This window comes from Sphaerisporangium corydalis (assembly GCF_025506355.1).
Taxonomy (GTDB): Bacteria; Actinomycetota; Actinomycetes; order Streptosporangiales; family Streptosporangiaceae; genus Sphaerisporangium; species Sphaerisporangium corydalis.
This window is the reverse complement of the sequence record NZ_JANZYP010000074.1, coordinates 42,004-50,917: the sequence shown is the minus strand read 5'-3', so window position 1 is coordinate 50,917 and position 8,914 is coordinate 42,004. Positions and strand designations below refer to the sequence as shown.

Annotated in this window: 6 protein-coding genes; 2 read left to right on the top strand and 4 right to left on the bottom strand. The window is 72.6% G+C overall.

The genetic code is table 11. From position 1 onward, the window contains the following. Nucleotides 1-180 precede the first annotated feature (180 nt). The 3 genes from NYZ98_RS35360 to NYZ98_RS35350 all read right to left on the bottom strand — a co-directional run bounded on the left by NYZ98_RS35360 (nt 181) and on the right by NYZ98_RS35350 (nt 3,250). Nucleotides 181-1,008 carry a class II fructose-bisphosphate aldolase gene (locus NYZ98_RS35360; RefSeq protein WP_262848527.1) on the bottom strand — a complete coding sequence of 276 codons (828 nt, stop codon included), beginning with the start codon at nt 1,006-1,008 and terminating at the stop codon, nt 181-183. Nucleotides 1,009-1,104: 96 nt separating this feature from the next. Next, entirely contained in the window at nt 1,105-2,238 is a 1,134-nt protein-coding gene (gene nagA / locus NYZ98_RS35355) for an N-acetylglucosamine-6-phosphate deacetylase (protein ID WP_262848525.1), read from the bottom strand. Nucleotides 2,239-2,374: 136 nt separating this feature from the next. Beyond that, a complete protein-coding gene (locus NYZ98_RS35350; protein ID WP_262848523.1) occupies nt 2,375-3,250 on the bottom strand; it encodes an SIS domain-containing protein in 876 nt (291 codons plus the stop codon). A gap of 120 nt (nt 3,251-3,370) precedes the next feature. Between NYZ98_RS35350 and NYZ98_RS35345 the strand changes: the two genes are divergently transcribed. Beyond that, the gene (locus NYZ98_RS35345) at nt 3,371-4,141 is read left to right on the top strand and encodes a DeoR/GlpR family DNA-binding transcription regulator (protein ID WP_262848521.1); all 771 of its coding nucleotides are present in this window, start codon (nt 3,371-3,373) and stop codon (nt 4,139-4,141) included. 581 nt (nt 4,142-4,722) lie between these two features. Next, nucleotides 4,723-6,453, top strand: a complete 1,731-nt coding sequence (locus NYZ98_RS35340; protein ID WP_262848519.1) for a glycerol-3-phosphate dehydrogenase/oxidase — start codon at nt 4,723-4,725, stop codon at nt 6,451-6,453. A 130-nt stretch (nt 6,454-6,583) separates the two neighbouring features. On the opposite strand, the gene NYZ98_RS35335 is transcribed toward NYZ98_RS35340, so the two are convergent. Further along, complete coding sequence (locus NYZ98_RS35335) at nt 6,584-8,830, bottom strand: beta-propeller domain-containing protein (RefSeq protein ID WP_262848517.1); 2,247 nt, start codon at nt 8,828-8,830, stop codon at nt 6,584-6,586. Between the last annotated feature and the right edge of the window lie 84 nt (nt 8,831-8,914).

The following is an 8,914-nucleotide window of genomic DNA, read 5'->3' as shown; positions in this document are numbered from 1 at the left end:
CCCACCCCACCGGCCCCCGCCGCCTCGCGACGAGGGGACGGGACCTCACGTTCGTCCCCGGGTCCACTGACCACCCCCACCCACCACCGGCGTCTTGTGATGGGGGATCGGGGTCTCGCGTCCGTCCCCGGGTCCGCTGACCCGCACCCCGCCAATGCCGGCCGCCTCGCGGTGGGGGGTTCAGGGGGAGGTGAGGAGGGTTAGGAGGTGGGTTACTTCTTGGGTGACGGCGTCTCGGGCGGGGGTTAGGTATTTGCGGGAGTCGACGGTTTTGGGGTCGGCGGTCAGGTAGGCGCGTACGGCGCCGGTGAAGGCCTTGTTGAGGTGCGTGGCGATGTTGATCTTCTTCATGCCGCGCCGCACGGCCTCGCGGAGGACGTCGTCCGGGACGCCCGACGATCCGTGCAGCACCAGCGGCACCGGCACCGCGCCGCGCAGCTCGCCGATCAGGTCAAGGTCGAGCACGGCGTCCTTGGTCGTCATGGCGTGCGAGCTGCCCACGGCCACGGCCAGGGCGTCCACTCCCGTCGCGGACACGTAGGAGACGGCCTCCGACGGCTTGGTGCGCGCGCCAGGAGCGTGCACGCCGTCCTTGCCGCCGATCTCGCCCAGCTCTGCCTCGACCCAGACGCCCCGCTCGTGGCACCAGGCCGCCACGTCGGCGGTCGCCGCCACGTTCGCGGCGTCCGACAGCGCCGAGGCGTCGAACATCACCGAGCCGAGGCCCAGGCGCACCGCCTCCTCGACCAGGTCCCGGTCGGTGGCGTGGTCGAGATGCACGGCCACCGGGACGGCCGACGCCTCCGCGACGGCCAGGCACGCGAGGGCGAGCGGCTTCAGCGCCCGGTGGTACCGGACGCAGTTCTCGCTGATCTGCAGGACCACGGGCACGCCCGCCGCCTCGGCACCGGTCACGATGGCCTCGGCGTGCTCCAACTGGATCACGTTGAAGGCCCCCACGGCCGCGGGGGCCTGGTGCACGATGGCGCCGGTGGTCACGACGGGCATGGTTCCAACTCCGATCTCAGTACGGACGCCGCGCCGGGGAGGCGGCCACGGCGGGGTGGTCCAGGGTCCGTGGTGTTCGACGTGGCGGGGAGGCGGTCATGGGGAGGTGAGCCAGGAGCCGTGGCGCATGACGCCCTGGAGGGTGAGGTCGTCGTTGAGGACGAGCAGGTCGGCGGTTTTGCCGACCGTGATCGAGCCCACGCGGTCGTCCACGCCGAGGACACGGGCGGGGGTGAGCGAGGCCATCTCGGCGGCCACGGCCACCGGCAGCCCCGCGTCGAGCACGGCGCGCCGGAAGGCGACGTCCATGGTCAGCGTGCTGCCCGCGATGGCGCCGCCTTCGGTGAGCCGGGCGGTGCCGCCGGTCACGGTGACCTCCATGGACCCCAGCCGGTAGGTCCCGTCGCCCATCCCGGCCGCCCCCATCGCGTCGGTGATCAGCGCCGTGCGGGCGGGGCCGGCGACGGCGGTCGCCAGCCGAACCATCGCCGGGTGGACGTGCACCCCGTCGTTGATCAGCTCGACGGTCACCCGCTCGTCCTCCAGCAGCGCGGCCATCGGCCCGGGCTCGCGGTGGTGCAGCGGGGGCAGGGCGTTGTACAGGTGGGTGGCGACGGTGCAGCCCGCCTCGATGGCCTCGATGGCCTGCTCGTAGGTGGCGTCGCTGTGCCCGAGGGCCGCGATCACGCCTTCGGCGGCGGCCGCGCGCACGGTGTCCAGGCCGCCGGGCAGCTCGGACGCGACGGTGACCATCCGCACGTGCCCGCGCCCGGCCTTGAGCAGGCCGGACAGCTCGCCGGGGGAGGGGTCGCGCAGCTTGGCCGGGTCGTGCGCGCCGCAGCGCGACCGGGCGATGTAGGGCCCCTCGAAGTGGATCCCGGCGAGCAGCCCGTCGTCGCACAGGTCCGCGAGTGAGGCCGTGGCGCGGGCCAGGTCGGGCAGCGACGCGGTGACGAGGCTCGCCATGATCGTCGTGGTGCCGTGCGCGGCGTGGAAGGCCGCGGCCCTGCGAGCCTGGTCCTGGTCGCCCGAGGGGAACGAACCCCCGGCCCCGCCGTGGGTGTGGATGTCGACGAAGCCGGGGACGACGTACCGCCCGGCCAGCCCGTGCCCGTCGCGGGGGGCCTGGCCCTGGCCGATGTGGGTGAACCGGCCGTCCTCGATGGTGATCCAGCCCTCGTGCACACCATCGGGGGTCACGATGCGGGCGTCGGCGAGTGTGATGCTCATGGGGACAGGATCACAGGTCGCACCGGACTGGTCCCCGGGACGGCCCCCACCACGCGCACGCGGAGTGGGGAGTCGCCACCCACGTCCCCACTACGTGCGTGGGCGGGGGTGGCGACCGTGTGTGGGTGGGGGGTGGTCATGAGGAGAGGATCACTGAGCGGGTCAGGTGGAGGGGGTGGTCGGGGTCCAGGTTCCGGGCGTGGGCGCGGGCCACGGCGAGCCGCTGTACCCGGACCAGTTCGGCCATCGGGTCGGCGCCGCCGGCGACGAACGTGCCCCCGGTGTCGCGCACGTCCTCGGCCAGGCCCTCGGGGGCGGTGCCGAGCGCCCACGTGACGCGGCCGGGGCCGGCGATGCTGATCGGGCCGTGGCGATACTCCATGGCCGGGTACGCCTCGGTCCACGAGCGCGAGGCCTCGCGCATCTTCAGCGCCGCCTCCTGGGCCAGGCCGTACGTCCAGCCCCGGCCGAGGAAGGAGAACTGCTCGGCGCCGATCAGCTCCGCGGGGACCGGCTCGGAGATCGCCGCCGTCACGTCGGCGACGGCCCGGGTCAGGTCCTCGCCGAGGTGGGCGCGGAGCAGCGCGAGCTGCGTGGTGGCGAAGCGGGTCTGCACCACGGACCTCTCGTCGGCGAAGTCGAGCACGACGACCTCGTCCGCGAGCGCCATGACGGGCGTGTGCGGGTCGGCGGTGACGGCCGTGGTCCTGGTGCCCTCGACGCGGCGCAGCACGTCCAGCACCTCGGTCGTGGTCCCTGAGCGGGTCAGCGCCAGCACCCGGTCGTACGCGCGGCCGAGCGGGAACTCCGAGGCGGCGAACGCGTCGGTCTCGCCGTGCCCCGCGGCCTCGCGCAGGGCGGCGTAGGACTGGGCGATGAACCAGGAGGTGCCGCAGCCGATCACGGCCACGCGCTCGCCCGGCCGGGGGAGCGCCGCGGTGCCGGCCAGCTCCGCCGCGCGGCTCCAGCAGGCCGGCTGAGAAGCGATCTCGGTCTCGGTGTGCGTCGTCACGGGCCGGTTCCTCCTGTTTGATTTGTTCTGCACTTTTTATAGCAGAACTGAGCACGATTGTGCATCGAGTGGCCGATGCGTTGGTGTACGGGGCCGGGGACTGTGCCACGCTTTGGGACCATGAGCCGGTATGAACGGTGGAACACCCTGCTGGAGCTGCTGGCTCAGCACGGACGCCTGACGGTCGAGGAGGCCGCCGAGACGCTCGAGGTCTCGACGGCGACCATCCGCCGCGACTTCGACGAGCTCTCCCAGCAGCAGATGCTCATGCGCACGCGCGGCGGGGCCGTCGCCCAGAGTGTCAGCTACGACCTGCCGCTCCGCTACAAGACCGCGAGGCACGCCGGGGAGAAGCAGCGCATCGCCGAGGCGGCGGCCGAACTGGTCCCGCCCGGGGCCATCGTCGGCATGAACGGCGGCACGACGACGTCCGAGGTGGCCCGGACGCTGGCCCTGCGAGCCGACCCCGGCACCCGGCTGACCGTCGTGACCAACGCGCTCAACATCGCCGCCGAGCTGACCGTGCGGCAGAACGTGAAGCTGGTCGTGACCGGCGGCGTCGCCCGGCCGCAGTCGTACGAGCTGATCGGCCCGCTCGCCAACGGGGTGCTGGAACAGGTCACCCTGGACATCGCCTTCCTCGGGGTCGACGGCATCGACGCCGCGGCGGGCGCGTCCGCCAACCACGAGGGCGAGGCCAGCGTGAACGACCTGCTGATCGGCCGGGCCGCCCGCGTCGTGGCCGTGGCGGACGCGTCCAAGGCCGGGCGCCGCGCCTTCGCCAAGATCTGCGACATCCAGCGCATCGGCATGCTGATCACCGACGTCGGCCTGTCCGACGACGCGGCGGCGGAGTTCACGGCCGCGGGCGTCGAGGTGGTCCGCGTCTGAGGCCGGATGGTCTTGCGAACCTGGATGGTCTTGCGAACCTGGATGGCCCTGAGCGCCTGGGTGGTCCGGTGCCGGATCTCCATGGTCCGCGACATCCTCGCCGACCGGCCACCCCCCGACCGGCGCCCCCTGGCGGGCCGGAAAGATCTCCGGTTCGGTGGGCGTGGCGAAAATCTACCTCGGCCGGCCGGTGAAGCCGGTGACGGAGGGGCACCCCTGTGACGGCGCGCGGCACGTGAGTCGACGGCCGTGCGGAGCGTGGTCCCCGGCCCGGTCCGCTCAGGGCATGCGGCTATCTACTCGCGGGTAGAAATAGGACACAATGCGACAAGCCAACCCGAGGGGGGTCACGATGCCGGTTCACGCGGTCAACGGGGTTGGACCGGGCGACACCGGTCAGGGGACCCGGCGGGTCAGGTCCGGGGATGAGGCGCTCAGGCCTCAGGATGAGCCCGGGACCGCGAAGAGGCGGACACGGTGATGGCGATGGCGGTTTCAGGCGGGACGGTGTGATCGTGGACATCCAGCACGGTGACGGTCAGGTTCGGGATGGCGCCGACGCGGAGTCCCGAGGCGGTGGGATGCATTCGGCACGCATCGGACCCGCCCAGCGGGCCGCGGCGCTCGCCCGGATGTCCGCCCCCGACCACGAGCTCGACGTGATCGTGGTCGGCGGCGGGGTGGTCGGCTCGGGCGTCGCGCTCGACGCCGTGACCCGGGGGCTCTCCGTCGGCCTGGTCGAGGCGCGCGACTTCGCCTCAGGGACCTCCTCACGCTCCTCCAAGCTGATCCACGGCGGCCTCCGCTACCTGGAGCAGCTCAACTTCGACCTCGTACGCGAGGCGCTCCAGGAGCGGGCGCTGCTCCTGCAACGGCTCGCCCCGCACCTCGTGCGCCCGGTCCCGTTCCTGTTCCCGCTCACCCACCACATCTGGGAACGGCCGTACGTCGGCGCGGGACTCACGCTGTACGACTCGCTGGGCTTCTCGACCGGCCTGTCCAGGGGCGTACCCGGGCACCGGCACCTGTCGCGGCGGCGCGCCCTGCGGCTGGCCCCCGCGCTGCGCCGGTCCTCGCTCACCGGCGCGGTGCAGTACTGGGACGCCCAGGTGGACGACGCGCGGCACGTCACGACGATGCTGCGGACCGCCGCCGCCTACGGGGCGCACGTCGTGTCGCGCACCAAGGTCGTCAGCTTCCTGCGCGAGGGCGAGCGGGTGACCGGCGTGCGGGTGCGTGACCTGGAGACCGGCGCGGAGTTCGACATCCGCGCCCGCCAGGTCGTCAACGCCACCGGCGTGTGGACCGACGAGATCCAGGAGATGGTCGGCGGGCGCGGGCAGATCCACGTGCGCGCGTCCAAGGGCGTCCACCTCGTCGTGCCGCGCGACCGCATCCACTCGCTCACCGGCATCATCCTGCGCACCGAGAAGTCGGTGCTGTTCGTGATCCCGTGGGGGCGCCACTGGATCGTCGGCACCACCGACACGCAGTGGTCGCTCGACAAGGCGCACCCGGCCGCCTCGCGCCAGGACATCGACTACGTCCTCGACCACGTCAACGCGGTCCTGTCGGTGCCGCTGACCCGTGACGACGTGGAGGGCGTGTACGCGGGGCTGCGCCCGCTGCTGGCCGGCGAGTCCGAGGAGACCTCCAAGCTGTCGCGCGAGCACGTCGTCACCCACCCGGTCCCGGGCCTGGTGATGATCGCGGGCGGGAAGTACACGACGTACCGCCTCATGGCCAAGGACGCGGTCGACGCGGTCGCGCACGGCCTGGACCAGCGCGTGCCGCCGTCCTGCACCGACAGGATCCCGCTGGTGGGCGCCGAGGGCTACCAGGCGCTGTGGAACTCGCGCCACCGGCTGGCCCGCTCCTCGGGCCTGCACGTCGCCCGCATCGAGCACCTGCTGCAGAGGTACGGGTCGCTGATCGACGAGGTGCTGGCGCTGATCGAGCGCGACCCGTCGCTGGCCCGCCCGCTGACCGGCGCCGACGACTACCTGCGGGCCGAGATCGTCTACGCGGCCACGCACGAGGGGGCGCGTCATCTCAACGACGCGCTCACCCGCCGCACGCGCATCTCGATCGAGACCTTCCACCGGGGCACGGCCGTCGCCCAGGAGGCCGCCGAGCTGATGGCCGGGCCGCTCGGATGGGACGCCGAGCAGGTCAAGCGCGAGGTCGAGTACTACGCCAAGCGGGTCGAGGCCGAGCGGGCCTCACAGGAGCAGGACACCGACCAGGAGGCGGACGCCATCCGCCTCGGCGCCCCCGAGATCGTCCCGGTGGGGGAACCCGAGACGATCTGACCCCGCGCCCGGCGGACGTTCAGACGCCGAGCCCGGACCCGTGCGCGCGGGTCCGGGCTCGGCGTGTCCGTGGGGCGTCCGTCCCGGCCTTTCGCCGAGGCTCGTACGGACGCCCGGGAGGCGGGCGGGCTCAGGTGGTGAAGGGGACCCAGCCCTGGTCGTCCAGGGAGGTCGCGTCACTGGCCTTGAGCCCCTGGTCGGAGACCGTCCACAGCGTGCCGCCGATGACCAGGCTGCGGCGGATCATCGAGTCGTCCGGCGCGAAGCCTCCGCCACCGCCGCCGTCCTGCTTGGGATGGGTGATCAGCCCGGTCCTGGTGATCGAGGTGTCCCCGACCTTCAGCACCAGCGCGGCCGACTCCGGGCTGTCGGTCCTGCCGCCGTAGCTGTTGAGCGGTACCACCGCGATGCCGGCCGAGGGCCAGTACAGGAACGCGTGCGGGTCCCACTCGGCCTCGGAACCGGCGTCCTTCTGGTGGAACCGGGACAGCCGGGCCGGCTTGGCCGGGTCGCTGACGTCGAACAGCGAGACCTGGGTGCCCTGCGTCCTGCCCTCCTCGCTCGCCTCCTGCCCGATGCCGATGAGCCGCCCGTCGCCGGCCGGGTGCAGGTAGGCGGAGTAGCCGGTGATCTTCAGCTCGCCGGTGACCTTCGGCCGGGCCGGGTCGCGCAGGTCCAGCGTGTACAGCGGGTCCACCTGCCGGAACGTCACGACGTACCCCACCGGGCCGATGAAGCGCACCGAGTAGATCCGCTCCCCGGAGCCGAGGCCGGAGACCTCGCCGACCTTCGCGAGCGTGTCGGCGTTCAGCACGTAGACGGCGCTCGAAGCCTTGGCCTGGTCGAGCTTCTCACCCAGGGAGGTCGTGGCGACCCTCAGGTTCCCCTCGTAGTCCGACAGGGAGTACTGGTTGAGCAGGCGTCCGGGGACCGCCCCGGAGGCGACGTACCTGGGCGCGCCCGGCTTGGTGATGTCGAACCGGTGCACTTCGGTACGCTCCGGCGGCGAGGGCTCGGCCGTCGGGGTCCCGGCCGGGCTCGGCGGTACGGCCGTCGGGGTGTCCACCGCGCTCGGCGGCACGACTGTCGGGGTGTCCACCGGCGCCGGGGACTCGGGCAGCAGGGACGGCATCGCCGGGTCGTCGCTCGGCTCGACCTTCTCGGCGGGCGCCGAGCTGACCGGGTCCTTGGGCGCGACGACCGTGGCGCTCGGGGACGCCTCGGTGTTCCCCGCGGCCGGGCCGGTGCTCGTGGCTGACGCACTCGCCACCGGCGTGGAGATGGGGTCGGTCAGCGTCGGCGTGGGGGAGGTGATGGCGGGGGTCGTCTCCGTCGTGGGCGTGTCGTCGATCATGCGCCGGAACCACCAGCGGGGGTTGCTGGTGACGTACAGGCTGGACGGGGTGGCGTACACGGTGTCGCCGTCGGCGGCCACGCTGATCGGGTCACCGGCGTCGAGCGTGCCCTCGAGGTCGATCGTGTGCACGGTCAGCATCGAGGTCCCGGTGTACTCCTCGGGATGGCTGACCTGCTCGCACTTCACCTTCTCCTTGTGGGGCGCCCCGTCGGGCCCGGTGACCTCGTAGGAGGGGAGCCAGGCGTCGACCGGCGCGGCGCGCACGACGTCCTGGTTGCGCTTGAGGAGGATCTTCTCGGTGTCGCCGTCGCGGCCAGGGGGGAAGGTGATCTCGGGCTGCGACCTGACGACGATGCGCACGGTGGAGCCGACGAGGCGGGCGTCGACGTGCGAGCCCATCGGGATGATCGATCCCAGCGACTTCATGTCCTTCAGGTCGACCAGCACGTACTTCGGGCCGGGGCTCGCGGCGCGCTTGGCCGTCGCGCCCAGCGGCAGGATGCCGCCGCCGCCGAAGATCACCAGGGCCCGGTCGCCGTGCACCAGCAGTTCGCCGGGGGCCCACCGCTGCTGGGACGGCACGAGCCGCAGGCTGCCGGTGACCTTCTTGGACGCCACGTCCACGACGCGCAGCACGCCCCGGCTGTAGCTGATGATCCGTTTTCCGTCGGTCTTGACCAGGTCGGGCTCGTCGACGCCGGCCTCGTTCACGTTCGTCGTGGAGTAGGCGGGCTCGGAGGTCTGCCCGACGGATTTCGCCACGGCGTCGCGCCGCGAGCCGAGGTCGGTGTAGATCATGTCCCCGCCGAGGCCCCACGGGCCGACGTTGCGCGCCGTGGCCCCGCGCAGGGCCTCCAGCATGTCGTCGCATCCGGAGTAGGAGACCAGCTTGATGTCACCCAGCGTCACGGGCTCGCCGGCCTTGGGCACGGTGGCGACGCCGCCACCGTCCGTGCACGCCGTCGCCACCAGCCCAGCGGCGAGCGCGACGAGCGCGGCCGTACCGATCGAAGTCCTCATGCCCCTACGACGCATCTCAGGAGGCCGAGGTTCATCCCCGCCGGTAGATCAACACGCGGCGTCCCGCCGTACGCGGGCGCCGAT

Coding starts and splice junctions, on each gene's coding strand:
- NYZ98_RS35340 (WP_262848519.1), top strand. CDS start 4,723: ATGCATTCGGCACGCATCGGACCCGCCCAGCGGGCCGCGGCGCTCGCC.
- NYZ98_RS35335 (WP_262848517.1), bottom strand. CDS start 8,830: ATGAGGACTTCGATCGGTACGGCCGCGCTCGTCGCGCTCGCCGCTGGG.
- NYZ98_RS35345 (WP_262848521.1), top strand. CDS start 3,371: ATGAGCCGGTATGAACGGTGGAACACCCTGCTGGAGCTGCTGGCTCAG.
- NYZ98_RS35360 (WP_262848527.1), bottom strand. CDS start 1,008: ATGCCCGTCGTGACCACCGGCGCCATCGTGCACCAGGCCCCCGCGGCC.
- nagA (WP_262848525.1), bottom strand. CDS start 2,238: ATGAGCATCACACTCGCCGACGCCCGCATCGTGACCCCCGATGGTGTG.